Source organism: Kribbella sp. NPDC023855, from assembly GCF_040639475.1.
Classification (GTDB): Bacteria; Actinomycetota; Actinomycetes; order Propionibacteriales; family Kribbellaceae; genus Kribbella.
In genome coordinates this window covers 19,145-44,684 of record NZ_JBFAAA010000020.1, presented here as the reverse complement: position 1 = coordinate 44,684, position 25,540 = coordinate 19,145, and the positions used below count along the sequence as shown (strand labels likewise).

At 68.4% G+C, this 25,540-nt stretch carries 22 protein-coding genes and 1 pseudogene; 3 read left to right on the top strand and 20 right to left on the bottom strand.

The window, feature by feature from the left end; translation table 11 throughout:
* Positions 1–690: 690 nt before the first annotated feature.
* Positions 691–1,947, bottom strand: a complete 1,257-nt coding sequence (locus AB0F51_RS37875) for an MFS transporter (RefSeq protein ID WP_360288353.1) — start codon at positions 1,945–1,947, stop codon at positions 691–693.
* A 77-nt stretch (positions 1,948–2,024) separates the two neighbouring features.
* On the opposite strand from AB0F51_RS37875, the gene AB0F51_RS37870 reads away from it, so the two are divergent.
* Entirely contained in the window at positions 2,025–2,696 is a 672-nt protein-coding gene (locus AB0F51_RS37870; protein ID WP_360288351.1) for a CGNR zinc finger domain-containing protein, read from the top strand.
* A gap of 73 nt (positions 2,697–2,769) precedes the next feature.
* On the opposite strand, the gene AB0F51_RS37865 is transcribed toward AB0F51_RS37870, so the two are convergent.
* Positions 2,770–3,555, bottom strand: a complete 786-nt coding sequence (locus tag AB0F51_RS37865) for an SDR family oxidoreductase (RefSeq protein ID WP_360288349.1) — start codon at positions 3,553–3,555, stop codon at positions 2,770–2,772.
* 250 nt (positions 3,556–3,805) lie between these two features.
* Between AB0F51_RS37865 and AB0F51_RS37860 the strand changes: the two genes are divergently transcribed.
* Both AB0F51_RS37860 and AB0F51_RS37855 read left to right on the top strand, forming a co-directional pair.
* On the top strand, positions 3,806–4,225 hold the full coding sequence (locus tag AB0F51_RS37860; protein WP_360288347.1) for a hypothetical protein: 420 nt from the start codon (positions 3,806–3,808) through the stop codon (positions 4,223–4,225).
* Positions 4,226–4,281: 56 nt separating this feature from the next.
* Complete coding sequence (locus tag AB0F51_RS37855; RefSeq protein ID WP_360288345.1) at positions 4,282–5,298, top strand: hypothetical protein; 1,017 nt, start codon at positions 4,282–4,284, stop codon at positions 5,296–5,298.
* A gap of 34 nt (positions 5,299–5,332) precedes the next feature.
* Here the strand turns inward: AB0F51_RS37855 and AB0F51_RS37850 are convergent, their stop codons facing one another.
* The 18 genes and pseudogenes from AB0F51_RS37850 to AB0F51_RS37765 all read right to left on the bottom strand — a co-directional run bounded on the left by AB0F51_RS37850 (position 5,333) and on the right by AB0F51_RS37765 (position 25,437).
* Positions 5,333–5,551 carry a hypothetical protein gene (locus tag AB0F51_RS37850; protein ID WP_360288451.1) on the bottom strand — a complete coding sequence of 73 codons (219 nt, stop codon included), beginning with the start codon at positions 5,549–5,551 and terminating at the stop codon, positions 5,333–5,335.
* Between the two features lie 102 nt (positions 5,552–5,653).
* A pseudogene (locus tag AB0F51_RS37845) lies at positions 5,654–6,296 on the bottom strand (CapA family protein); the annotation flags it as partial.
* Positions 6,297–6,649: 353 nt separating this feature from the next.
* Positions 6,650–8,851: a DUF6351 family protein gene (locus AB0F51_RS37840; protein WP_360288343.1), complete on the bottom strand. Its 2,202-nt coding sequence runs from the start codon at positions 8,849–8,851 to the stop codon at positions 6,650–6,652.
* A gap of 35 nt (positions 8,852–8,886) precedes the next feature.
* Complete coding sequence (locus tag AB0F51_RS37835; protein WP_360288341.1) at positions 8,887–10,077, bottom strand: hypothetical protein; 1,191 nt, start codon at positions 10,075–10,077, stop codon at positions 8,887–8,889.
* A 47-nt stretch (positions 10,078–10,124) separates the two neighbouring features.
* A complete protein-coding gene (locus AB0F51_RS37830) occupies positions 10,125–10,988 on the bottom strand; it encodes a sialidase family protein (RefSeq protein WP_360288339.1) in 864 nt (287 codons plus the stop codon).
* A gap of 3 nt (positions 10,989–10,991) precedes the next feature.
* Positions 10,992–11,903, bottom strand: a complete 912-nt coding sequence (locus AB0F51_RS37825; protein WP_360288337.1) for a dihydrodipicolinate synthase family protein — start codon at positions 11,901–11,903, stop codon at positions 10,992–10,994.
* On the bottom strand, positions 11,903–13,756 hold the full coding sequence (locus AB0F51_RS37820) for a trehalase family glycosidase (RefSeq protein ID WP_360288335.1): 1,854 nt from the start codon (positions 13,754–13,756) through the stop codon (positions 11,903–11,905). Before AB0F51_RS37820 ends, AB0F51_RS37825 begins: the two co-directional genes overlap by 1 nt.
* A complete protein-coding gene (locus tag AB0F51_RS37815) occupies positions 13,753–14,547 on the bottom strand; it encodes an ABC transporter ATP-binding protein (RefSeq protein ID WP_360288333.1) in 795 nt (264 codons plus the stop codon). Before AB0F51_RS37815 ends, AB0F51_RS37820 begins: the two co-directional genes overlap by 4 nt.
* Complete coding sequence (locus AB0F51_RS37810) at positions 14,544–15,515, bottom strand: ABC transporter ATP-binding protein (protein ID WP_360288331.1); 972 nt, start codon at positions 15,513–15,515, stop codon at positions 14,544–14,546. The genes AB0F51_RS37815 and AB0F51_RS37810 overlap by 4 nt, the downstream gene beginning before the upstream one ends.
* Before the next feature lie 2 nt (positions 15,516–15,517).
* Positions 15,518–17,032 carry an ABC transporter substrate-binding protein gene (locus AB0F51_RS37805; protein ID WP_360288329.1) on the bottom strand — a complete coding sequence of 505 codons (1,515 nt, stop codon included), beginning with the start codon at positions 17,030–17,032 and terminating at the stop codon, positions 15,518–15,520.
* A 44-nt stretch (positions 17,033–17,076) separates the two neighbouring features.
* On the bottom strand, positions 17,077–17,946 hold the full coding sequence (locus AB0F51_RS37800) for an ABC transporter permease (protein ID WP_360288327.1): 870 nt from the start codon (positions 17,944–17,946) through the stop codon (positions 17,077–17,079).
* The gene (locus tag AB0F51_RS37795; RefSeq protein ID WP_360288325.1) at positions 17,943–18,872 is read right to left on the bottom strand and encodes an ABC transporter permease; all 930 of its coding nucleotides are present in this window, start codon (positions 18,870–18,872) and stop codon (positions 17,943–17,945) included. The genes AB0F51_RS37800 and AB0F51_RS37795 overlap by 4 nt, the downstream gene beginning before the upstream one ends.
* A 28-nt stretch (positions 18,873–18,900) precedes the next feature.
* Positions 18,901–20,280 (bottom strand): FAD-dependent oxidoreductase, encoded by a 1,380-nt coding sequence (locus tag AB0F51_RS37790; RefSeq protein ID WP_360288323.1) that lies wholly within the window; start codon positions 20,278–20,280, stop codon positions 18,901–18,903.
* A 28-nt stretch (positions 20,281–20,308) separates the two neighbouring features.
* Positions 20,309–21,904: an FAD-dependent oxidoreductase gene (locus tag AB0F51_RS37785; RefSeq protein ID WP_360288321.1), complete on the bottom strand. Its 1,596-nt coding sequence runs from the start codon at positions 21,902–21,904 to the stop codon at positions 20,309–20,311.
* Positions 21,905–22,936, bottom strand: coding sequence for a LacI family DNA-binding transcriptional regulator (locus AB0F51_RS37780; RefSeq protein WP_360288319.1), 1,032 nt, complete (start codon positions 22,934–22,936; stop codon positions 21,905–21,907). It abuts the gene before it with no gap.
* A gap of 125 nt (positions 22,937–23,061) precedes the next feature.
* Complete coding sequence (locus AB0F51_RS37775) at positions 23,062–23,748, bottom strand: SDR family oxidoreductase (protein ID WP_360288317.1); 687 nt, start codon at positions 23,746–23,748, stop codon at positions 23,062–23,064.
* Positions 23,748–24,527 carry an SIS domain-containing protein gene (locus AB0F51_RS37770; RefSeq protein ID WP_360288315.1) on the bottom strand — a complete coding sequence of 260 codons (780 nt, stop codon included), beginning with the start codon at positions 24,525–24,527 and terminating at the stop codon, positions 23,748–23,750. Before AB0F51_RS37770 ends, AB0F51_RS37775 begins: the two co-directional genes overlap by 1 nt.
* Positions 24,493–25,437 carry an ROK family protein gene (locus AB0F51_RS37765; RefSeq protein ID WP_360288313.1) on the bottom strand — a complete coding sequence of 315 codons (945 nt, stop codon included), beginning with the start codon at positions 25,435–25,437 and terminating at the stop codon, positions 24,493–24,495. Before AB0F51_RS37765 ends, AB0F51_RS37770 begins: the two co-directional genes overlap by 35 nt.
* Between the last annotated feature and the right edge of the window lie 103 nt (positions 25,438–25,540).

The window sequence follows — 25,540 nt, the reverse complement described above, 5'->3', positions numbered from 1 at the left end:
AAGATGCCGATTCCGGTCATGGGTCGACTGGTCCAGTGGGTGGTCTGGCTCTTCCGGGTTGGCAGGGAGGGTGCCACGATGGGCGGGTTGGTATACCAGGAAAGCGCGTATCACTCGATGAGCCTTGCGAGTTACCCAGCAGTGACGATTACTGCGGTCGCTATGCTGCAGGAGCGCGATGACCTGCTTGGTATCGCTCGCGTTGAGTGGGCGGATCCTCACGGTGGGTTGGAAGACAGCTCGATCGAAGATGTCATCCGATGGCTTGACCAGAGTGGCGGTATCGCTTACGTCGGCGCGCCCGATGGGAGTCGTGGGCCGCGGATCCATGTCGCCGGCGTGAACCCGCAGCGGTACATCCGGAGCAACCCGGACGACGAGACGGCCGACGCGCTGCTGACGTTGCCGCGGCTTGATGCCGTCGTACCCCCTGACCGAAGGTCCAGGTCCCGCCGGGCCAGTCGGCAACCAGGATGGCGCTGGACCATCGGAAGGCGAGCCAGACCGGCGATGTAGCCAGGCCCCGCGAGCAGTTCCCGGAACTGCGGAAGCACATCCCGGCCGACAAGCTCATCGATTTCAAAGACAAGGTCGAGGCGGCGAAGATGCGTGCGCCCACGCGGCCACATCCCACCGCACCGAACGCGGAGCTGCTCACCGGCCGCGCTCGACTCGGTCAGCACATGCCGGTCAGGGTTTCTCCAGGGCTGGCTCGTCGCGCGCGGCTGTTGCGGCGACTGTGGTTGCGGCGATGGCGATTGCGGGGAGCAGGAGTGCGGTCGGCAGGCTGGTGGCGTGGGTGAGGAGGCCGATCAGGGCAGGGCCGGTGAACGAGCCGAGATAGCCGAGGGCGGAAACGCGGGCAACGGCGACGGGCACGGGTATACGTCGGCCCGCCCCGGCGGCCGCGATGCTGATCGGCAGGAGGTTCGCGAGGCCGAGTCCGAGCAGGGCGAGACCTGCTACAGCGCTCCACGGAGTGGCGACCAAGAGGCCGGTGGCGAGACCGCCACCGGCAAGGAATGCGCTGAGACGAAACACCCGGACCGGGCCGGCCCGGTTGATGATCCGGTCCCCGAGCGCGCGTCCTAGGGTGACTGTGGCCTGGAAGACGGCGAGCCCGATGGCTGCGACGGCGGCCGTGGTGTGGTGGGTGTCGCGGAGCAGGACAGCGCTCCAGTCCAGGGCGCTGCTCTCGGCGAGCGTAAAGACGAAGGCGAGCGCCCCCAGCAAAACCAGTCGGCGGGACCATCCGGACAGCAGACCGGGGCGCAGATCGCCGGCGGGCGCGGGGGCATGCAACGTGTCCGGAGGAAGAAGTCTCCTGCTCGCGTGGATCCCCAGAATCGCTGCGATGATCGCAACTGCGGTGAAGTGGAGGCCGACAGCAATATCCAGTTGGGCTGCGCCGGCCGCGAGGGCGCCCCCGGCAACCCCGCCGAGGCTGTGCATGGCGTGCAACCCGGACAGCACAGGGCGGCCATAGGCGTGTTGCAAGCCAACGCCGTGGTCGTTGATCGCCACGTCCACGACGCTGTTGGCAGTCGCCGAGACAGCCAGTGCGATGGTCAGTGTCACAAGCCCGGGCGCATGGGCGATGGGGATCAGCATTCCGGCGAATACCGGCAGCGACACCGTGAGCGCGCGGCGGCTGCCTACCCGCGTCACGACCGCCGCACCAAGCTGCAAGCCGAAGATCGCGCCGGCGTTCAGTCCGATGAAGGCGATGGCCAGTTGAGCGTCCGACAATCCCAGTTCTGCCTTACGCGCCGGGATACGCGCGGCCCAGGTGGCAAAGACGATCCCGGTGAGGAGGAACAGTCCCGCAGTACCTGTCCGAGCGCGTCTGAGCCGGTCCGCCGGCAGTACCGGCCCACGCTCCGGTGATGTGCCAGTCTGGGGATCGTGACGTCGTCGTGGTGGGCCCGGCAGCACATGGTCATTCATCCGTGCCTCCGCAGGGATGGCGGATCGACGAAACCTCCGCTACCTGACTACCATCAAAATGGCTATAGAAGGTAGTCATGGACGAATTGGCTGACCGTTACCCAGCGCTGAATGGCGGTGCGCTGTGCCTCGATTTCGCCAACACGCTCGAGCCGAAAGCCGAACATGGCCAGGACCGGGATCATCTCGGCACTGACCGACGCCACGCTGACCACGCCGGCCTGCTGGCCTGGCTTGAGTACGCCCAAGTCATCGACGATGGAGAGCGGCGGCAACTCACTGCTCTCGCCCGGCAGAGCCCGCCGACTGCCGACGATGCCGTCGCGGCGGCCGTCGACCTTCGTGCGGCAGTCACTGCAGTCTTCAGCGCCCTCGCCGCTCACGCCGCTCTGCCCCCTGACGCGCACCGCTTACGGGATGCCTATGCGCGAGCCGTCAAGGCGGCCACGCTCGAGCCGGCGACTATGGGGTTGCAGTGGTCATGGAACCGTTCAGCCGAACTGATGGCACCTCTCCATCTGATCGCCGTTTCTGCGGCAGAACTGGCCACCAGTACGACGCTTGCGCGGGTCAAGCAGTGTGACGGCGAGAACTGCTGGGTTCTGTTCATCGACACCAGCAAGAACGCGTCCCGGCGCTGGTGCCAGATGCGCTACTGCGGCAACGTCGCAAAGAGTCATCGCCAAGCTGCCCGACGCCGCCAAGCCCGCGCCGCGTCGTCACCCAGGCACATGCCGCCTCGGCACTGACGCGTCGCAGAAGGCTGCAGAGTTGTTGGATCCAGGTTATGTCGTACTCCGGCGCTGCCGCCGCCGTGCGCTGTCAGGGGCGGCGCCAGTCGTTGGTGGGGAGGTGGCTGCCGGCCATGGGACCCATGTTGAGCATGCCGCCATCGGCGACGATGCTGGCTCCGGTGACGTACGAGGCGCCCGGGGAGGCGAGGAAAGCGATCACGGCGGCGATCTCGCGCGCGTCGCCGGGCCTGCCGAGCGGTACGCCGGGGCGGTCCTTGCCGTGCGGGTCCTCGTCCTCTTGGCCGGTCATCGGGGTGGCGATCTCGCCGGGGGCTACCGCGTTGGCGGTGATGCCATGCTCGCCGAGTTCGAGCGCCAAGGTCTTGATCAGCAGGCCCAGACCACCCTTGGCCGCGTCGTACGGCGCGGCGCCGACTCGCGGCTGGTGCTCGTGCACGCTGGTGACGGCGATCAGCCGGCCACCTCGCCCCTGTTGGATCATCCTGCGCGCGGCTCGTTGCAGGCACAGGAAAGCGCCGTCGAGATCGACGGAAATCACCTTGCGCCAGTCGTCGAAGCTCAAGTCGACCGCGAGTTCGCTGGTCCCCGTGCCGCTGTTCGCGACGAGAACGTCGACGCCGCCGAGGGCCTCCGCCAGGTCATCGATGACGTCTGCCGCGTCCGGCAGATCTAAAAGGTCAAGCTGCCGGACTTCCGCCCGTCGCCCATGGCCACGAACCTCCTTGGCCGTCTGCTCAGCACCTTCGGCATCGCTGTGCCAGGTCACGCCGACGTCGAACCCGTCCTGGGCCAGAGCAACCGCCGTCGCCTTGCCGATTCCACTGTCCGATCCGGTCACTATCACTGTAGGCATACGCCGCCGGTACCCCCGCGATCGGACACGCTAACTACCCGATGCGATCGCGCTGCCATCGACGCCGTGGCCACCGGGTATGGACTCGAGCGCGAGTTCCCAGGGATAGCTCCCGCGACCGGTGTGGTTGACGGCGAACGGCCGGTCGGGGAGTTCGCGGAGACGGCGCCACTGCTTGCGCGGTACGGCCGGAGTGGCCGGGTCGGGGCAGATAATGGGTGCGCCGTCAAGTGATCGAGGGTAGGTAGGCATGGAGTACGACGAGTTCTTCGCGCAGTACAAGAGGGCCCACGACGAGTGGTCGTTCGGCAAGCTGGACGCGGCCGGCGCCTCCGCGGCACTGGCGCGCTTGCAGGAGCTCGTGCCATCGGTCGAGCCCTCGGACAAGCAGCAGTTCGCCGACTACCTGCTGCGGCAGTGGGCGAACGAGACTTCGGTCCAGGCCGATGACAGGATGGCGCGGGCCATGGCGGTACTGGCCCGTGCCAGCGCGGACGAGGGGACCCTGGCCGAGCGGCTGGCCCGTGCCGAGGCGGGGATCGCGGAGATCACTGGCATCGCCAACGAGACGACGGATGTCGCCGAGCGATACGCCATTCTCGGCCTGAACGAAACCCTGGCGACGACGATCGATACCGCGGAACGGCCAGGCCGTCCAGGCCGCCCGTGACCCCGCGCGCCGAGAGTCCGGGACATCGGCCGGGCGTCCGGAGCTTCGAAGAACTGATGGCCCGCCAGGCGCAGGCCGCGCTCGCCCTGGCCGGTGCGCATCACTCGTCGTGGCGCGGACAGCTCGGTGAAACCCGGAAGGTGCCCGAAGGCATCGTGCTCGGTACCGCCGACTGGGACGGGACGCTTCGCTACCACTACGACGAGGTCGTCAAGCCGTTGCAGGAGATGTTCGCCCGCCGCGGTGAACAACTCGACGCGGAAACCCTGGTGCGGTACCGCAGCGCACTGCTCGTCGTACTGCACGAGAACGCCCACATGCTGGCGCCGGAAGGGCGGGACAACGGCGACGAGCGGGACACTCCGATCACCACCGATCCCGCCCGCAAGGCGCTCGAGGAGGGCGCCACCGAGGCCTGGGCGGTGCGCAACCTCGACCGCTACATCGACGAACTCGGCCTGGCGGACGTCTGCCCGGGCCTCAAGCAGGTCAAGGAGATCTCCAGGTACCAGCACTACCTGCCGGCCGCTGACGTCCTCGCCGAACGACTGGGCGAAGGATCGGCCGCCGGGCGGGACGAGGTGCTCCGACAGCTCAACTGCGTGCTCTCGGACGGCAAATGGCCGGTCCTGGTCGACGCGATGTACAAGAATTCCGAGCTACCCGACTTGGTCCCGCAGGGCGACCAGCGCCGGGTGAAGCGCGAACTCGACGCCGCGATGCGCGCCCCGATGCGGTTACTGAAGACCCTGGAAACCAAACTGCCGATCAGCAGCCGCGCCAGCGGGTCGAGAGCTCTCGGCGAGGCGGCGTACTTCGAGGGCCTGCGCGCCGTCGAACGCCTGGAGAACCAGTACCGCTCCGCGTCCGCACCGCTCCTCCACCAAGACCGAGCCGCCGAGCAACCCCAGCCGTCAAACCACCAAGACTACAAGGACGTCATTGTCAAAGCCTTCTCCGGCACAGCAGACCCCACCGGCGCCATCACCCACCCACCAGCCCATCCAGCTCCCGTCAGCTCCACCCGCCCTCCCCAGCAACCGCAGAAGTCCACCGGCCGCGACCCCCGCTGATCCACGGATCATAGAGCGGCCGATCGCCTGGCTATCAAAGCCTTTTGAGGCTCGCGTCAAGCGCGCCGACAGCTTCACTCGTACGCCGCTGCGCCAACTCGAGCCGAGCCCTCTTGGCCGCCGTGTTGTCCGGCTTCGCGAGCTGACGCTGTACGTCGAGCACGCGAACCGGCAACGTGTCGGTCATCAGCAACGGCGCATACTGCACGTCCGCCTTCCAGCCACCACCGTCGCGGCGGAACGTGAACTTCACCAACATTCCTTCGGACTTGATGCTGTCAGGCTTCCGGTGAGCGGCGACGAGATTGCCCAGCCCGTAGACGACCCACTTGCCGTCGATCCGCTCGACCGGCTGCACGACGTGCGCGTGGTGGCCGACGATCAGGTCGATGTTGCTGTCGGCAAGAAGTTCCTTGGCGATCGCACGCTGCTGGGGGGTTCGCGGTCGTGGAGTACTCGTCGCCCCAGTGCGCGCTGACCACGACGATCTCGGCGCCGGCGTCCCGGGCCTTCTGCGCCATCGTCTTGATCTTGCCGACGTCCAACGTGCCGGCCCGCCAGGTCTGGCCGGCCGGGTACGGGATGCCGTTGAAACCATAGGTGTAGCTGAGCAGGGCGATCTTGACGCCGCGCACGGTGACGATCGTCGGCGTCTCGGCCTCCTGCGGCGTCCGCGCCGTACCGGCGTGTTTGATCCCGGCCTTGTCGAGCAGCCCGAGCGTGCGGTCGACGCCGGCCGCGCCCTGGTCGAAGCTGTGGTTGCTTGCGGTGGTGCAGGCGTCGTACCCGGTCTTGACCAGCGCGGGGACGATCTGCGGCGGGCCCTGGAAGAGCGGGTAGCCGGCGGGCGGCGTTCCGAGCGGGGTTTCCAGGTGGCAGACAGCGAGATCTGCCGGCTGGACAAGCGGCTTGACGCCTTGGAGCAGGAGGGCGAAGTCCCATTCCCCGTTACTGCCATCGCGCTTGGCGGTGGTCCAGAGCCGCTCATGGAGCAGCACATCACCGGTCGCCACCAGCGTGATGTTGCCGTCCGCAACCTCTGGAGCAGGGGGCTTTCTGTTCGGACCGGTCGCCGGCGGCTTCTGCGTGGGTTTGCTGTCTTCTCCGCAGCCGGTGAGCGCGGCCCCCTGCGGCGACCAACAGGAGCGCTGCCAGCGCACTCCGTGAAACTCGCCTGCTTGTCCGCGTCCAGCCTGCCATCGTGCTCACCCCGCTCCGCCCGATTCGCACTGTGCGGACCTGCTAGGGAGACGCCGTCCGGAAGGAAAAGTTGACCCGGTTGTCAGGTGATGTTGGGGAAGCAGTAGCTGTTGGACCTGAAGACCGCCCGCTGCGCGGCTTGCTGCAGGAGTTATCTGATTGCTTGCCAGGTGTCGTGCATTGGTCGCTGGCTGACTCCGGGCTTTGTCCAGTCGCAGACCCCTGCGGGGAAGATCTCGGAGAGGCGGCGGCGTTCGGCTGGGGTGAAGGTGACTGTGTACTCGCTCGAGTCGATGGGCTTGCGGTGGCAGGTGACTACGTCGTTGGTTAGTGGAGCGCCGGCTACCAGGCGAGGGGAGGAATGGACGGGGTACAGGCGGCCGCACTCGCCGGTGTTGTCCGCAGTGAGGGGTTGGACGATTTTGCGAGGAGTGGTGTGGCGGCTCCAGCAGGTGTCGGTGAGGTCGGCCGGCTTGCTGCGTACCGCCTTCTGGTGTGGGGATAGCGGTGAGATGTCGGAGACGAGGGCGGTCAGCCACGTGTCCATGCTCGTCAGGGCGTAACGCAGGGTCGGGCTGTTCAGGCTGAAGCCGCCGTAGCGGCTATCTTCCAAGAGGAAGACGTGGTTGTCAGCGTCGCCGTTGGCCGCCTTGAGTCGGGCTCGGGTGGCGTGGCCGTGGGTCGCCATATGAATGTCGCCGGCCGGCCCGTCCTCGGTGAAGGCGCGGTAGTCGACGATCGGCGTACCGGCGAGGCCCGCGCCGCCGAAGAGGATCCGGCCGGTCCGGTAGGCGGCGTTTCTCGCGATCGGGTCGGCCGCGGTGCGGTGCGGTACCGGCTTGGCGTCGAGGTCCAGGCCTCCGATGCGCTCGTTCAGATCGAGAAATTGCTCAGGAGTGATCGCACCCGTGTTGAGCGCGGCCAGCCCGTACTGCACGCCGGTGTTGTCCAGCGGCCGCCGGGCGAACCCGGTATTCGGGTCGCGTCCGTAGACGTTCACCGTGTGGTCGTAGACGTCCGCCCGCGCCCCACCGGGGTTGTTCTGCGGGTGGTAGCGCAGCGCCGCGGGGAGGTCGGTGGGGAACTCGGCGACCGGGTCCAGCCGTTTTGCTCCGTCGCTGAGAGTGGGGATGCTCTCCTGGCGCAGGAAACCGGCGACCTGGCGCTTTTGCTCCGGGCTGAACGTACCCGGCGCCACGACAGTGAAGTAGTGCTCGAGCAGCCGGCTGTCGAACAGCGTGAAGTTCGTCGCGGAGGCCACATCGGGGAAGCTGTGCCCGACCACGATGCCGTCGAGCAACCCGGGGTAGTTGTCCGCGATCTGGTGGCTTTGGTAGGAGCCGCCCGAGGAACCCCAGCCGATGGTGAACAGCGGAGCGCCGTACTGCTCGACGAACCGCTCCTTGACCATCATCATCGTCTCGGCCGCGAGCAGGTCGTTGCAGTTGTTCCCGAAGACGTTCAGCGATGCCGACGCCACCGCGTAGCCGCGACCGAGCATCTCGGTGTCCAGCACGCCGCCGGTGTTCGAGCCCTGGGTGTACCAGCCCCGCCGGCAGCCGCCACCGAAGGTGTAGATGAGCCGCTCGTTCCAGCCGGGGCCGTGCCGATGGTACGCCGGATCCTCGGTCGCCGGGTCGTGCAGCATGGCGATCTGGTAGATCGCCCGGTTCAGCGTGCCGGTCTCGATCCGGATCAGGAACGGGACCGTCTCCCCGGTGCTGGTCGTCGTCGAGGCGAGATCGCCGGGCCTGACCGCCGGATCCGGCAGAGGTTTCGTCGTACCGGCGGTTGATCGGTAGGCGTAATCGATCCGGGTGGCGATCGAGCAGTCGGCGTCGAGCGGAGCGCCGAGCGTGCTGCCGTCGACCAGCCGGAACCGGCGGGTGCTGCACGCGTACGGCGTTTCGTGCGAGCCGCTGATCACCGGCCCAGTCCTCGGATGGTTGGTCAGGACGAGTTGGTCCCGCAGCGAACCGGCGATTGCGACGAGCTGGTTCGCTCCGGGACGAAGTCGATCGACCAGGCCGGTGAGGGTGTGCGTGTCAGCGTCGACCCGGAAGGAGTCGGTGACATCCGCGCCGTTGAGAGTGAGTCGTACGGCGTCCCACGGCTGGTCGCGCGGCACGGACGCGGTGACGAGCACGTCGTCGGCCGTCACGAAGTCGGCCCGGGCCGACACAGCCGCCAGTCGCAGATCGCCGACGTTCACCGCTGGTGGGTTTTGACGGTGGACGAGTGCCGACGCCGGTGCGGTGTGGGGGATGGCGAGGGCGGATGCGGTGACGGCGACTGCGGTCAAAGCCGCGATGAGGGCCGAGCGTGGTGGGCGGTGGGGCATAGCGGTGCGCATGGCGGTCCTCACTGTCAACGGGCGGGGGGAGTAGATCAGCGGAGGAGGCGTACGGCGTCGGCGACGACTACGCCGTTGGCGTCGTTGCTCAGCTCGATCGTGGTCAGGCCTTCGGCAAGCCGGTACTTGCCGAGTGACACCCAGGAGCCACCGCGCGGCTCTGGCGTTCCCGCCACCCGCTGATCGACCCGTACGACGCTGGTTCCGCCGGCATGCGTGATCGTGAACGGGGCGTTGCTCGCCCGATTCTGGTGCGCGGTGTGGGAGACCTGTACTTCGTACTCGCCATCGCGGGGGACCACTAGGCGCCACCCGACGGCGCGTTCGCCAGTGCCGGCGGCCACCGAGCGGTAGTTGCCGCCTCGATAACCGGGCACTCCGGTACCGGCGGGCCAGGCAGCGCCGCGCACTGTCAGATAGCCAAGTTCATCGTTGTCCACCACCACTTCGTCGCGGACATCGGCGGGCCATGGCGCGTCGACAAAGCTCAGCGTGTCGAGCGAGACCAGCGTGCCGCCGCCGCGTCCCGGGCCGGAGGCGGTGAACCTGATCGTGCATCGTCCTGGCAGGAGCTTCACGGTGCCGAGTTGCGCGACGTCGTAGCCGTCGGCCCGGTCAGCTGTGGTGTCCAGTACTGCGGTGCTAAGGCGTTCTCCATTGACCGTGACGGTGACCAGGCCGCCGTCGGCCGACCGGAAGTACCTCAGCAACAGTTGGTAGGAGGCAGACCGCTGGACGTCCACCGTGTACTCGACGTACGCGCCGGTGCTGTTGGGTGTGAAGACGACGCGGCTTCCCTGCCGGGCCACGAGATCGGCGACCTCGGTCAGGGTCCCGTCGTGCGCCCGCGCAGCGGTGCCGAGGTCGACGATCCGCTCGTCGAGGCGAGGGCCTGTGGCCAGGCTGTCCCGGCCCGAGGTGAGCCACTCCAACGAGAACCTGCAGATCGCCACCCGGCGAGGGAAACTCGGGTTGTCGCCGTCGCAGCCGTAGACGAGCAGGATCGTTCCGTCGGAGAGCCGACCGAGTTCGGAGTAGTAGGACCTGCCTTCGTTGATGACCCGGCTGTACCGGGAGGAGTGTGCCTCGTCGTAGCTCACCGAGACCGTCATGTTGGTCCGCACTGGTGAGTCCGGCCGGCTAAACAGCACCCGGTCCACCTCGGCCCGGCCGCGTCGATCGGAGGAACCGGGGCCGCCGGTGTACCGGAGCATGCTCGCGTCCACGGCGTTGAACGTCCCGGTGGACCCGTCCAGCCGGGGCGGCGACCAGGTCAGTCCGCGATCATTGCTGACGGCAACGATTCGCTGCCGGCTGCCGCTCGGCCGTTGACCAGCACGGTGCCGTCCGACCGCTGGACCAACCTGGCCTCGTTGATCGGGTAGGGGACGGAGACGGGCACCTCGGCCGTGGCCTGCCAGGTCGCGCCGTGGTCGTCGCTGTAGATCGACGCTACCCCGTAGAACCGCTGGTCGACGGTGTTGCCGATGATGACGCGCCGGTGCGAGCAGTTGAGCAGCAGTCGTCCGGTGTCGAGTTGGATGCCGTGTCCCGGACCGGGTCCGTGCAGCGCCCAGTCATAGGGGAAGTGGTCGAACAGGCCGGACATCGCCCGCGCCGCGGTCCACGTCCGGCCGCCGTCGGAGCTGGAGATCATGTAGAGGTCACCGATGTCGCCGGAGCAGGTGGTGTTCTCCGGCAACCGGATGGACAGCATGTAGAACAGGAAGATCCCACCGGTGGTTTTGTCCACCACGAAGGTCGGGTTCCCCCACGACTGACCGTCGACCGAGTTGACAAGTGTCTGGGTCGGCTCCCAAGTGTCACCGCCGTCCTCGCTGCGGCGTACGACGAGATCCCGCGGGCCGGCATCGCACACCTCGTGCCGGCCTTCGGTGGCGACCAGGATCGTGTCGTCCGGCAGGACGGCCAGGCCGTGGACGTGGTAGCTGTTCATCGGGTCGACGGTGTTGTCCCACAAGGTGGTTTCGTCGAAGGTCTGGGTCGCGGGTGCGGTCGCCGCGCCGGCGGGCAGGCCGACGTGGGATTCCAGGGCGGCGGCCGTTGTCACAGCGGCGACCCCGAGCCCGAACGTGCGGCGGCGGATCCGGGCGGGTTGGGATTCCGGTTGGGGCATGACTTACCTCCGGGGCAGAAGATGTGCTTCTTCGTCGCTGAGCAGGGAGACCAGACCGCGTTGCTCGGTCTCGGTGCACGCCAGGAGTGGCGCGGCGACGTACGGCGGGCAGAGGCCGCGGTCGGCGAGCACCGCCTTGATCGCCGGCACCCCCGGCCGGACCGAATGCAGTGCGAGGAGCCGGGTGAGTACGCGCTGTGCCTCTTCTGCGTCAGCGATGCGGCCCGACGCGTACGCCGCGACGAGCTCCACCGCTGGCCGGGGCGCCAGATTCGCGATCCCCGGAACGATGCCATCGGCACCAAGTTGCAGGGCGGCCAGCAGGTGCGGCTCCGCACCCTGGCTCACCCCGAAGTCGGCCCGTCGGCGCGCCGCGGACACGAAGGTGGCCAGCAGTTCCAGGTCACCGGAGCTGTCCTTGACACCTACGACGTGCGGCATGGCCACCAACGCGTCGATCAGTGCAGGGGTGAGCGGATTGCTGTAGCGCGGGGCGTTGTAGGCGACCACCGGAATGTCGAGCTCGGCCATCGCCGCGTAGTGGGCGGCGATCTCGTCCTGGCGGTGGCTGAAGTAGATGGGCGGACTGAGCACGAGAGCGTCCGGCCGGGCAGCGGTCACGGCGCCAGCGCGCTCGAGCGCCTCGGCCGTTCCCGCGGCGGTCACGTTGCACAGCACCGGCCCTCCGGTCAGCTCGCGCCATCGCGCGGCCACCCGGGCGGCGAACCCGGCGAGCACCGAGGCCGGTAGCAGTGGTCCTTCGCCGTTGCTCCCGAACAGCATCAGGCTTCGTGCTCCTGCCGCTGCCTGCGCCTGCAGGAGCTCGTCGACGAAAGTAGGCCGGCCCGGTTCGGACATCGGGGTGACGAGCGGGATCATCACACCGGCCAGGAGCTCCCTGCCGTCGACCGGCATCAGTGCTGCTCGCCGGTGAAGAAGCCGACCTCGCCGCGGTCCATCAAGACGATCAGACTCAACAACGCGCCCCAGGTCTGGAAGGGCTCGCTGTTGGGCTTGTCGCAGGCGCCGCCGTGGATGCTGGAGTAGTTCTCGTGGACGTGGCGATGCTCGTTCCACTCCTTCAGCACCAGCCTCGAACTGCCTTCCGCCAGCCAGCGGGCGGCGTCCTTCTCCTCTGCCCGCAGCAGCCCCAGGTAGACGAGGAAGTTCACCGGCGGCCAGGCCCGCCCCGACCAGTAACTGCCTTCGCTCAGGTCGATCGGCTCACTGCGGGGAGAGGTCGGCAGAATCCATTCGCCGCCGAAGCCGTTCTCGGTGAGCAGATGCCCGTCGACCATCCGGCGGGTTCGCTCACCCAGGCCGACACCGGCGAGGAGTGGATAGAAGCTCATGGTGGACAGGCGTTCGGTCGGCAGGCCGGAGTCGGTCCGCCTGCTCCGGTAGATTCCGTTCGGTTCGTCCCACAGGGACTCCATCGCTGCCACGACGACCGCCTGCCGTCCACGCAGTTCCGCGGCGGCTTCCGGATCTCCCAGGAGTTCGGCGATGTCGGCCAGGGCCTCGCAGTCGGCGGCGTACAAGCTGTTCAGGCCGATGTCGTGCGCGGCGAGCAGGCTCTTGGACTTATCGAAGGGCACCTCTTCGAAGACCGGATGGCCGTCCCAGCCGGACTCGCAGGTCGCGCCGAAGTGCTGGTGGATCCGCGGTAGATCCTGCGGTGACGGGAACTCGGCGTCGAAGTACGTCGAACCGAGGCAGAGCAGGTCGCCGTCCCGGCGGACCTTCCACCACCAGCGGTTCCAGGTCAGCAACGGGCCGAAGGTCTCCTCGAGGAACCACCGTTCGCCGAACCTGCGGTAGAGCTCGCGCACCACCAGCGATCCGACCGGAGGCTGCGAGCCGTCGTAGGTCTTTCGGCCGGTGCCCTGCTCGACGTTCGGTACGAAGCCATCCGGCGTCATGGCCCGGAGCATTTCGACCGTGTTGACGTAGGCGAGTTCCTTGCTCGACACGGCCGCCAACAGCGCGTTGAAGAAGGCGTCCCAGCAGAACAACGCGTACCCGCCGCGCTTGCCGACGTTCCACAGGCGGCTGACAGTGGTCACCACCCGGGACTTCGACGGTTCGTAGATCGTGTTCCAGGAGATGGCGTCGCGGACGATCTCGCGATGCTGCGCGAGCGGGTCCGAGCCGGCTTGCCCGATCTCGGCCGACGCAGCGGAGACGATCGACGCGATCTCAGCCAGGTCGCGGGTACGTCCGGTGCTGACGCCTACGGCTGTACTGAGGTCCAGGGCAAGGTACGGGCCGTCGATGTCGGCGTACGGGTCGTCGACGTGTGGCGCGGTGCTGAAGACGTTCACCGTCCTGCCGTTTGGGCCGATGGCAACGATCTGGTCGGCCGCACGGCTGACGGAGCCCGGCCGGTTCCACAGGTAGCCGACCGCGACGGTCAGCAGCGCGCTCTTGGGCTGGTTGCCGGTTGGCGTCACCAGGGCTACCAGGTCGTCGCCCGCGTGCGCGGTCTGCACGCGGATCGTGATGCCGGCCCAGCTGACCGTCGTCTCGGTGTAGCTGCCGTCGTAGGCGTGCCGGCCGAGGGTGACGGTCTCCGCGCCCTCGGTGCGCCGTCCGATCTGCGCGGTCCGCAGCGAGGTGCCTCGGTAGTACTCCTTCAGGCCGAAGGACACGCCCAGCGCGTCCGGCAGGAGTACCTGGGTGAGCACACTGCGCGTGTCCCACGTGTTCCAGCCTCGGGCAAGAGACTCCCGGATCCGGCCGTACGTCGCTTCGCTCTCGTTGGTCATCGGTTCCTTAAGGTGCTCAGGTCGTTGAGTTCCAGGGCGGCGTCGAGCAGTGCCCGGGTGTACTCGTGGCTGGGGTTGGAGAAGACTGCGTCAGCGGCGCCCTGCTCAACGATCTGGCCGGCCCGCATGACCACCACGCGGTCGGCGATCTGGTGGACGACGCCGAGATCGTGGCTGATGAACAACATCGACAGCCGGCGCGTCGCGCGGAGCTCGACCAGCAGCCGGAGTACCTGGGCCTGCACCGACACGTCCAGTGCGGACACGGCTTCGTCGCACACCAGGAGCCGGGGTGACAAGGTCAGGGCACGAGCCAGGCTTACGCGCTGGCACTGGCCGCCCGACAGCTGGGCCGGATACCGCCTGGCCACCTCGGGGTCCAGGCCGACGTCGGCGAGTGCGCCCGCGATGGCGGTACTGCGCGGTCCGGGCGGCGCGGTCGAGGGGTGTGTGAGCCAGGCCTCTTCGATGATCGCGCCGGCCCGCATGCGTGGGTTGAGCGACGATCGAGGGTCCTGGAACACCATCTGGATCGCCTGCTTCAGCTCCGGTGGCCGGCGGGCCGGGATCGTCGAGCCTTCGAACCTCAGTTCGCCCGCGTCGGGACGCTGCAGCCCGACCACACACCGCGCGACCGTGGTCTTGCCCGACCCCGATTCACCCACCACGGCAACGATCTCGTTCTCGTCCACGGTCAGGCTCGCGTCCTCGACCGCGGTGAACCGCGCCCGGCGCAGCGATCCCCTGATCGGGAACGTCACCCGCAGCTTCTCGACAGTGAGCACACTCATGACAGGACCTTTTCGGCGTAGTGGCAGGCGCTCCAGCGGCCCGGGGCGACTTCTCGCAGGGCTGGGGTCTCGGTGTGGCAGCGGTCGGTGGCCAGCGGGCAGCGGGGGTGGAAGGCGCATCCGGACGGGCGTTGCGCGGGGCTGGCCGACGTACCGGGTAGCGGGTCGGCGATCGCGGTCTTCGTGCGGATCGCGGGGACGCTGCGGACCAGAGCCCTGGTGTAGGGATGAGCCGGCCGGTGGAGGACCGCCGATGCGGTTCCGCGTTCGGCGACGCGGCCGGCGTACAAGACGACGAGGTCCTGAGCGACGTGCGACATCACCCGCAGATCATGGCTCACCAGGAGCATCGCCGAGCCTTCCTCCACCTGCAGCTTGCGCAGCAGGGAGAGAACCCGCGCCTGGACTGTCACGTCGAGCGCCGTGGTCGGCTCGTCGGCGAGGACCAGGGAGGGGCGGGCGATCATCGCCATCGCGATCATGGCCCGCTGCCGAAGTCCACCGGAGAACTCGTGCGGGTAGTCCCGGGCCCGCCCGGCCGGATCGGGAATTCCCACCCGGTCGAGCATGTCGATCACCCGCTCCTGTACCTCGGCCCGCGGCAAGCCGGATCGGCGCAGTACCTCGCCCACCTGACGGCCGATCCGCTGCGTCGGGTTGAGCGACGACAGCGGGTCCTGGAAGATCATCGACAGCTCGTCGCGGCGCAGGGCCCGCAGTCGCGCGTCGTCGCAGTGGACCAGGTCGGTGTCGCCGAACATGATCGACCCGCTCACCGCCGCTCCCTCGGGCAGCAGCCCGATGATCGCCATCGCGGTCATCGTCTTGCCGCTGCCCGTCTCGCCGATCAACCCGACCGTCGTACCGGCCGGGATGTCGAACGAGACGTCGTCGAGTACCCGGACCGGTGTACCGGCGTCGGGCAGGTCGACCGACAGGCCGGTGATCCTGACAAGCGTGTCCGTCACGGTCAGCTGCCCGTCACGGCCGCTTGGGAGAAGTCCGGGTAGCCGAGGCCGTCGAGGGTAAAGCCGGACAGGTTCTTGTTCGAGACGTACGTGACCTTCGCGGTCAGCGGGTACATGCCCACCGCGTCGTCCCAGATGATCTTCGACGCGCTCGCGTACAGCTTGGTCCGCTCCGCGCGGTCGGTGGTCGATCCGGCCTGCGCCAGCAGCTTGTCCAGCTCCGGGTTGCAGTAGCCGTTGCGCTTGGCGGCGCAGGTGTACAGCCGTCCGAGGTTGGTCGCGGCGTCGTACCCGGCGGTGCCGAGCAGCTGGAAGTTGACGTCCCACTTCAGTGCCAGCAGATCCTCGATGAAGACCGCCTGCTCCTTCTGCAGCAGGTCCGCCTTCACGCCGATCTTCGCCCACGAGGACACGACTGCCTGCAGAAACGGCTTGAACTGAGCCTGGCCGAACTGGAGCCGCAGTGGCTTGTCGAACGAGTAGCCCGCGGCCTGCAGAGCCTTCTTCGCCGCGTCCGGATCGTACTTCACCGGCGTCTGCGGCGCGTGGCCGAGGACCGTCGGTGCAAGTGGCGCGTCGGCGAGCTGCCCGGTCACGGGGTACAACTGCTTGGCGATCGTCGCGAAGTCGACGGCCTGCCACAGTGCCCGGCGGATCTTCACGTCGGCCAGTGCAGGCGTTGAGGAGTTGAACCACATGGTGAAGTTGCCGTTGCTGGGCACAGCCTGGACCTTCAGGTTCTGGTCCGACTGCAGAGCCGGGATCTGGTCGTCGGGCAGCCCCCAGACGACGTCGACCTCGCCGGTCTTCAGCGCGGCCAGCTTGGCGGCGGTGTCCGGGATGCTGCGGATCGTCAGGGACGGGATCCTGGGGGCGCCGCCCCAGTAGTTCGGGTTCGGCACCAGCTTGAGCTCGCTGCTGGGCTTGAACGACTCGACCATGAACGGCCCGGAGGAGACCGGCTTGCTGAAGTACGACGCGTCGTCGGCCGGCACCTCGGACGGCAGGACGTACAGCGTCGTCAGCTTGCTCGGTAGGGCCGGGTCCGGCGTCTGTCCGGTGAAGGTGACAGCGGTGTCGGAGGTGGCCTTCGCGGTAACGCCCTTGAAGTTCGCGGCGGTGGTGCCCTTCAGCTCGATCAGCCGGTCGAACGTGGCGACCACGTCCTCGGCGGTCAGTGGGCTTCCGTCGGAGAATTTCAGCCCGCCGCGCAGCGTGAAGTCCCAGGTCTTCACATCCGGAGCCGACTTCCACGACTCGGCCAGGTCCGGCACCAGCTTGCCGGTGGGATCCGGCTTGACCAGTCGTCCGTAGATCTGCTGGCCGGCCAGTTCCTTCCCGGCGGAACCGCCCTGGCTCGAGCCGGGATCGATGTTGTCGACGACGAAGGTCCCGCTGGCCACCACCCCCTTGCCGGTGGCGGCGTCCTGGCCGGCTCCGTCGCCGACCGAACAGGCCGGCAGCGCCACCGCGAGCACCAGGACTCCGGTGATCCTTACCGCTGTAGTAATACGCATTACTCACACTCCAGGAGCGAGGGCTTGATGGACATACTGGATTCCTATCGGGACCGGGCGCGCCCGTAGCGGGCGGTCAGGTTGTCGCCGAGCAGTCCGACGCTGACGACCAGGACGGCCAGGGCGAGTCCCGGCGCCGCCGAGATCCACCACGCCGAACTGAGGTATTCCTTGCCGTTGGCAACGGTTTGTCCCCAGGACACCGCGGACGGCGGCAGTCCGATGCCGAGGAAGCTCAGGCCGGCCTCGGCCAGGACGACGAGCGCGAACTCGAGCGTCGCCATCGCGACCACCGGGCCGACGGTGAAGGGGAGGATGTGCCGGCCGAGCAGGCGCACGGTGCGGACGCCGAGGAGTCTGGCCGCGTCGATCCAGTACCGCGCGCGGATCCCGAGCACAACGCTCCTGGCCACCCGCGCGAACGAGATCCAGCCGGTCACCGACAAGGCCAGCACGATGACCCACAGGCTCGGCGTGAAGACGCCCGCGATCACGATGGCCAGCAGGATTCCCGGGAACGCCTGGAGGATGTCGACCAGCCGGCTGAGCACCGAGTCCGCCACCCCGCGGTAGTAGCCGGCGGCGAACCCGACCAGCAGGCCGATGACCACGCACACCGCGACCGTGGCGAGCCCGATTACCACCGAGGTCCGGGCGCCGTACACGATCTGGGCGAGGATGTCGCGGCCGAGAGCATCGGTGCCGAGCAGTGCCGTACCGCCGGTCGAGGTCTGCGACCCGGGTGACAACAGCCGGTCCTCCAGCGGAGTGCGGACCGGGTCGTAGTCGATCAGCATCGGACCGAAGACGGCGACGAGCAGGTAGAGGCCGATGATGACGGCGGGCACCCGGCCCGAGCCGCGGCGTCCGCGCAGGCCTGCCCGCGAGGTGACCAGGTCGGCGACGCCGGTCATCGGCCCGCCGCCGTCCGGATCCGGGGATCCAGTTGCGCGTAGAGCAGGTCCGCGGCGAGGTTGAGTACGACGATGATCGCCGCGATCGTTAGCGTGGCGGCCTGGACGACGGCGTAGTCGCGGTTGCCGACCGACTCGACGATGAGGGTGCCCAGCCCCGGCCAGGCGAAGACGTTCTCGACCACGACCGCGCCGCCCAGCAAGGCCCCGACCTGGAGCCCGACCACGGTGGCGACCGGGATGAGCGCGTTGCGGAGCGCGTGCCCGGTCAGGACCTGGCGTCGGGTCAGCCCTTTGGAAAGGGCCGTCTGTACGTACGGCTCACCCATCGCCTCGGCGATGCCGCTGCGGGTGACCCGGGCCACGATCGCGGTGAAGGGGAACGACAGGGTGAGGGCGGGCAGGATCAGACTGCTCAGGCTCTGCGCTCCGGAGCTGGGCAGCAGCCGCAGTCCCAGGGCGAAGAAGAGGATCAGCATGATGCCGACCCAGAACGTCGGAAACGATTGCAGCACGATGGTCAGCGTCGTCACCAGCCGGTCCTGGCGCGAGCCGGCCCGGATGCCGGCGGCCGATCCGAGCAGCAACCCGGCAACGATCGAGATCACCGCCGAGGTCAGCGTCAGGTCGATGGTGGCGGGCAGTCGGGACAGGACCGCGTCGAAGGCGGACGTCGCCAGCCGGTAGGAGTCGCCGAAGTCGAGGTGGAGGGTCCGGCCGAGGTAGTCCCAGTACTGCGCCAGCATCGACTCGTCCAGGCCGAGCCTGATCCGCATGGCGGCGATCTGGTCCGGCTCCGCGTCGGGCCCCAGCATGACCATGGCAGGGTCGCCCGGGGCGATCCGCACGACCAGGAAGATCAGCGTGGCCGCGCCCCAGAGCACAAATACACCGGCCATCAGGCGGTGCGCGATCAGGGTCAGCATCGGCCGACTCGCTGGCAACAGATGACGATCACGGCGAAACTCTCCCGTCGGCACATACGGAACTGGGCTGGTCGAGCAGCGCGCCGCCGTCCTCGAGCGCGCGGCGGAGGTCGGCGACGTCCACGTCGGCAGGCGACCGGCCGGACGAGGTCGCGAGGGCGGCAGCCGTTCCCGCCGCCTGTCCCATCGCCATGCACTGCGCCATCGACCGAATGGACGCGTGTGCATCGTGGGTGGCCGACAGACACCGCCCGGCGACAAGGAGACCCGAGACGTCCTGTGGCAGCAGGGAGCGGAACGGTACGCCGTACGTCATCCCGGTCGGCTCGCCGTCACCTCCGACGTACTGCCAGATCGTCGACGATCCGGCGGCGTGGTCCTCGATGGGCGCACCGCACTGGGCGATCTCGTCAGGGAACCGACGGGCGGACAGGACGTCGTCACGGGTCAGCACGTACCGGCCGATCAGGCGACGGCTCTCCCGTACGCCGATCCGGCTGGAGACGCCGATCAGGTAGGACTCGGCGTACCCCGGGACGCGGGACTTCAGGAATCGCACGTACTCGTGAACCTGCCGGCGGCCTTCTCGCTCGGCCGCGGACAACTCCCACGGATCGAGCGGGTTGACGTCGCTGACCCGGGTCATGTTGGTGTGGACCACCCGCGGGAGCACCGTCCGATGGGCCGAGCCTTCGGTGCGGGGGAGGGCGAAATCTCCGGATCCAGCCGCTTCCCGCATCAGCCTGTGCATTTCCGGTGTCGGGGTCGTGGCGAGATCGACGTTGCCCAGCCGGAAGGTGGCGGTCAGCGGCTGTACCCGCTGCTGCCCGTCCGGTCGTTCGAGTGCGGCCCCGGCCCGCCACGCCACCTCCGCGTCGCCACTGGCGTCGACTATGACGGTCGCCGCAAGACGCACGCTGCCTGTCTTGGTTTCCGCGACGACCTCGATGATCCGGTCGCCGTCCATCACGACCCGGCTGACTCCCGCATGCAGGAGTGTCGCGACCCCTGCCTCCTCGGTGAGCTCGTCCCAGACCAGTTTCAGCGCTTCCGGCTCGTACGTCACGCCGGTCCCCGCGCCATAGGTGTTGGGCCGCTCGAAGGCTTGCTCACGAGCGAAGAGCCGTTCGCACAGCTCCCAGCCGATCCCACCGGCTACGCGATCGGACCGTCCTGGCGCGTAGAAGCCGTAGAAGGTGTCGAGCACCGCGGCGCCGGTTCCACCGAGAAAGCCGGTCGCCTCGACCAGCAGCGTTCGCGCACCGCTACGCGCGGCGGCCGTCGCCGCTGCGCAACCGGCCGAGCCGCCTCCGACGACCAGTACGTCGCCGCGCCACAGCACCGGGAGGGCCTGCGCCTCTTCAGGGGTCAGGCGCCACGGCGGCCGGGCCGGGGATCGGGGGTTCATCGGTCAGTCCTCCATCAGTAGCCGGTGCTCAGTAGCCTGCGATGGCCGGCCAGCTAAGTTCGATGCCCTGGGCAATCAACTGGGTCTGGAAATCGCCGAGCAGGGTAGGGGAGTTGCGAACCGCGCGTGGGCTGACGCGGTGGTCCAGGCAGAAGGCGGCGAGCAGCCCCGCGGCCTCGCCGATGTTCCACTCGACCGGGTGCAGCCGGTAGCAGCCGTTGGTGATGTGCGTCGTGCCGACGTTCTTGCCGGCCGGCAGCAGGTTCTCGACCCGCTGCGGGATCAGTGCCCCGAGCGGGATCCGGAACGGGCTGCTCGCTACATCGATGTAGTTGTCCCCGCCGGTCGACGGGTGCAGGTCGATCCGGTACATCCCGATGCCCACGCTGTCGTCGTACTCGACCGCACCGGCGTCGCCGCGAACTGCGACCGACAGGTCCTGCTCCACCACCGTGTACTCCGCTGCGATGCGCCGCGACTCACGGATGTACGGAGCCTGCGCGAGTCCGTCCTGGGAGCCCAGGAGATCTCCCCGGAGCCGTAGTCCGGGGAAGCCGGTGCCGCCGTCGGGACGAGGCGCCTCGGTCTGCAGCCAGTAGAGGACCGCCTGCGACAGTTCCCTGGCCCCCGCGACGTGCTTCTCCGCATCCGGTACGTCGAACACAGGTCCGTCGAAGTAGTCGATCATCGGCCAGTTCACCAGGCAGATGTCGCTCTCGTAGGCGCCCGGCTGGAAGTGCCGGCGGGCGGCGATGCGCCGGAAGGTCCACAAATTCGTGTCGCCGCCGGTACGCCGCTGGTCCGCGACGACCGCGAGTGGATCGTCATCGGGATTCGGGGTGAACGTCCGGCGCGACACGGCCAGCGTGCGCGGGTCCGGCGCGTTCCAGGACAGCATCCGGTCGCCCCAGAACGGCGGCTGGTAGTTGCGCCAGTACGCGTAGTTCGGCGGCTTGTCGCCGACCTGGTTGCCGTCGACATGGTCAACCGCGAAGCAGAAGGACACCGCCTGCATGTTGAGCGGCTGCGCCTCATCCGGTGCGCTGGGCTCGCCAGTTGCGGCCTGCGATTCGAAGCCGGTCACGTACTCCGTACCTGTGAGCGGCAGCAGCTCTCCGGTCTCGGTAGCATCCAGCACATACGGCGCGGTCAGGGTGAGCTGCTCACCACTGTCCCGGTGCTCTACTACGACCGACGTCACCCGGTCGCCATCGCTCGAGGCATCCACCGGCTTGTAGGGCTGCAGCACCTGCAGGCGACGGCTGGCTCGGTACGGAGCCAACATGGCCTCGATGACCGCCAGAGTGACTTGGGGTTCGTGACAGAGCTTCGACACGTAGCCGGCACCAGGGTTGAGCTCCGCAGCAGCCCGGGACTCCGCGGTGAGCGGGTAGTGCCGGCGGTAGTAGTCCCGGATCCCATCCCGCAGTGCGCGGTACGAGGCGGTGATGCCGAACTGCTCAACCCAGGTGTGCTCGTCCGGTGGAACTGCCTGGCTGGTCAGCTGACCGCCGAGCCAGTCGTACTCCTCGGTCATCACCACCTTGCGGCCCACGCGGAGCGCGGCCAACGCCGCCGCCACTCCACCGAGGCCGCCGCCGACGACCAGGACATCCGCTTCCATCTAAAGACCCTTCGGTTCCGAGAGAGTGCTTCCTTCGACCAGCTCGCAGGGGATCAGTTGCTGTGTTTCGGTCCCGGCGCGGCCGCTCAGCACGGCCTCCAGCAGTTCGGTCGCCCGCAGGCCCATTTCGCGCCGGGGGACGTGGAAGCCGGTGAAGTCGATGTCGGTACTCGCGGGCCTGGTCGGGTCACCGAGGGCGATCACGGACAGGTCGGCGGGGATGTCGATCCCACGCTCGGCCGCGGCGGCGACCAGGGCCACCGCGTCGGCCCGGTCTTCCACGAACGCGGCCGTGATGCGCCGGCCGATCAGGTCGGCGAGTACCTCGGCGGGCGGCCGGTCGCCAGTGGTCACGTGTGGCGCGCGCTTCCCCGCAGTACGCCGGAAGCCGCGCAGCCGGTCGGCCGACGACTCCGCGCCGATGCCGGGGCCGACGAAGGCGAGCCGCCGATGCCCCAGCGCCAAGGCCCGCTCGACGACCGTCGAGGTCGCCTCGACGTAGTCGGCGCCGACGTACGGGACCGGCCCGCCCGCATCGTCGCGGCGGCCCACCGAGACGAACGGATAGCCCTCCGCGATCAGCCGGCTGAGTTCGCTGCCGGGGATCCGGCGACCGAGCAGCAGGCAGCCGTCGGCGATCCGCAACCGGTTGTTCTCGTGGAAGATCCGGCGCCGGCCCTGCGTGACCGGAGCGCTGGTGAACAGCAGCAGGTCACAACCGAGCTGCTCGGCACAGTCCTCGATCCCGGCCAGGAACGGGTGGTAGAAGTCGCCACTGGAACTCGGGAACACCGACTCGTAGGTGAAGACGCCGAGGATCTGGTTGCGCTGCTTCAGCATCCGGCGGGCCAGCGGGTCCGCCTGGTAGCCGGTCTCCTGGATCACCTTGAGCACCCGCTCGCGGGTCGCGGCAGGAATCCGGGCTGAGTCCTCGACGCGATTGTTCAGCACCAGCGACACCGTCGTCTGGCTGACCTTCGCCAGTCGCGCGATGTCGCGCTGGGTGAGTCGAGCAGCGACCTTGTCCGGCATGGATGGTTCCAATCCCAATGCTAATACGAATTTGCGGGCTTCGTGGCCGAGAACCTAGTCCGGCTGGTGGAAGGTCGTCAAGAGTTCATCGCCTTGATAATCCGAATTAGCAAGGCTTGCTGGTCTCAGCGCAGGTGCCAGCCGCCGTCGACCGGGATGACCGCGCCAGTCGTCCGGCCGGCTGCGGGGGACAGGAGCCAGGCCACGACATCGGCGACCTCCTGCGGAGAACAGGCTGTGCCGCCGAGAGGCATCAGTTCCGCCATCCGCGTCGTGATGTTCGGCGACTCCAAGGCGCGACGGGCCATCGGAGTGTCGACGAGGCCGGCGGCGACGAGGTTCACCCGAACGCCTCGTGGCGCGGCGTCGTAGGCCGCCGAACGGACCAGCGGGATCAAGGCGCCCTTCGCGCTGGCATAGGCCGCGGTACGGAAGTCCCGATCCAGAGAGGTAGCCAGGGCCGACCCGACGATGACGACGGAGCCGCCTGGGAGCAGCTTTGGAAGGGCTGCTCTGAGCAGGCGGAAGACTGATTCGTGGTTGACTCGATGTACTTCGGCCCAGGCCTCGTCGGTGCAGTCGGTGACCGGACCGTCGCCGAGCCGGCGTCCCGACATGCCGATCGCGTGGACGACGCCGTCGAGGGCACCGAGTTCGGCCTGCGCTTGGTCGACGGCCTTCTCGGCTCCGCCCGGGACCGTGATGTCCGTGGAGTTGATGTCGACGCCGTACGCCTGGCCGCCTGATGCCCGGATCGATTCGATGCACACGCTGCCGATGCCGCCGTCGGCACCGGCTACCAGGACCCGCATCACGCGCCGCCGGCCGGCGCCGACCGCAGCGTGCCGGCGGCGCGGCGGGCGAAATCGAGGTAGGCGGCTTCGAAGAGTTCCGCGCTGCGTTCCTCGCCTACCAACCGGGAGCTGGTGATGACCGGCGGGACGATGCCATCGGCGGCGAGCAGCCGCGCAGTACGGACCTTGATCTCGTTGACGACGGCAACGGCCGTCAAGGTGCTGACCGGGCCGATCGGTTCGGCCACGCCGTCCACGTGAGACAGCGCGTCACCGACCGGCGAGCACAGGTCGATGACGACGTCCGCGTGGTCCGCCAGGCGGGTTCCGCTCGGGTGGCGCGCCTGGCCGGCGGTCGATTCGGCCAGCGACGTCACCGCGATCACCGGCAGCCCTGCCTTCTTTGCGCCCATCGCCATCTCGATCGGTACGGCGTTCAGCCCGCTGACGCTGAAGACCAGCATGCTGTCGTCCGGCCGGAGCCGGAAGTTGGCCAGGATCTGGTCCGCGAGCCCTTCCACGCGTTCGATGAACATCGCCTGACGTTGCCCGTTCGCGCCGACCACCTGGTGGTGGAAGGTCATCGACAGTTCGACGATGGGATGGAAGCCGGGGAACGAGCCGTACCGCGGAAAGATCTCCTCGACCGGCATCCGCGAGTGGCCGGTGCCGAACGCGTAGACGACACCGTCACGGGCGATCGAGCGCGCGGCCAGTACGGCGGCCTGCTCGATCGCGGTCTCCTGCGATCGTTGGACTTCTTCAAGGGTCTGCAGTGCGGCCGAGATCCAGCTCATGGTCACTTCGGTTGTCTCCGTCTCTGTGTGATTGCGCTGCCACCAGGAGGGCCGCGCCGAGCGCCCCCGCTCCGGGGCCCAGCCGGGCGTACTGAAGATCCACCGGACCGACCAGCCGGGCCCGAGCGGCGAGCTCGGCCTCGACGGCCGGTCTCATGAACACGAAGGCGGGGGCGACCCCACCGCCGATCACGACCGAGGTCACACCGGAGTACGCGATGACGTTGCCGAGCACGAGGCCGAGCGCCTGCCCGGCGTCTTCGAGCACGGCCCGCTCAAGGCCGCTTCCCCGGGCGGCCGCCTGGACCACCTCGTGGGGGGTCTCGGCGCGACCGCCTTCGGCGCGAACCCGCGCCACCAGCGCCTGTCCGCCAGCCACTGTCTCGAGGCAACCGTGCGCGCCGCAGCCGCAAGGGAGCCCGCCGGGATGACAGATCACGTGTCCCAGCTCGCCGACGGCATCGCCGCGGGCGCGCAGGATCCGGCCGTTCAAAGCGAGGGCGCCGCCGATGCCGGTGCCCATCGTCACGAAGAGGGCATCGTCGAACTGCTTGGCTGCCCCGAGCCGCAGCTCCGCGAGGGCGAAGGCGCGGGCGTCGTTGACCAGTTGGATCCGCGCTCCGGTTTGTGCTGCTAGCTCGTCGGCCAGGGGGAGGCCCGGCCGGTCACCGGGCAGGTTCGGCAGCAGGCGGACGGCGGTCAGATCGTTGGACAGGTGGCCGGGGAGGGCGACGCCGGCGAGTTGCACCGATGCCCTGGCGATCAGCTCGGCGACTGCTGCCACCACGGCTGGTGATCCCGAGCGGGGTGTGGCTTGTTCGCCTTGGTCCAGTACTCCGGAGCCTGGCGACCAGCGCACCCATTTGATCCGGGTGCCCCCGATGTCGACGCCGAGCGCGACATTCGCCATGGGTCACTCCCGTGTGCTGATCTAGGCTGTCTAGACAGGTGACACTAACGCTGGATATCTCAAGCGGTCAAGAATGATCGATGGCGGTGGTGTTACTTCGGGG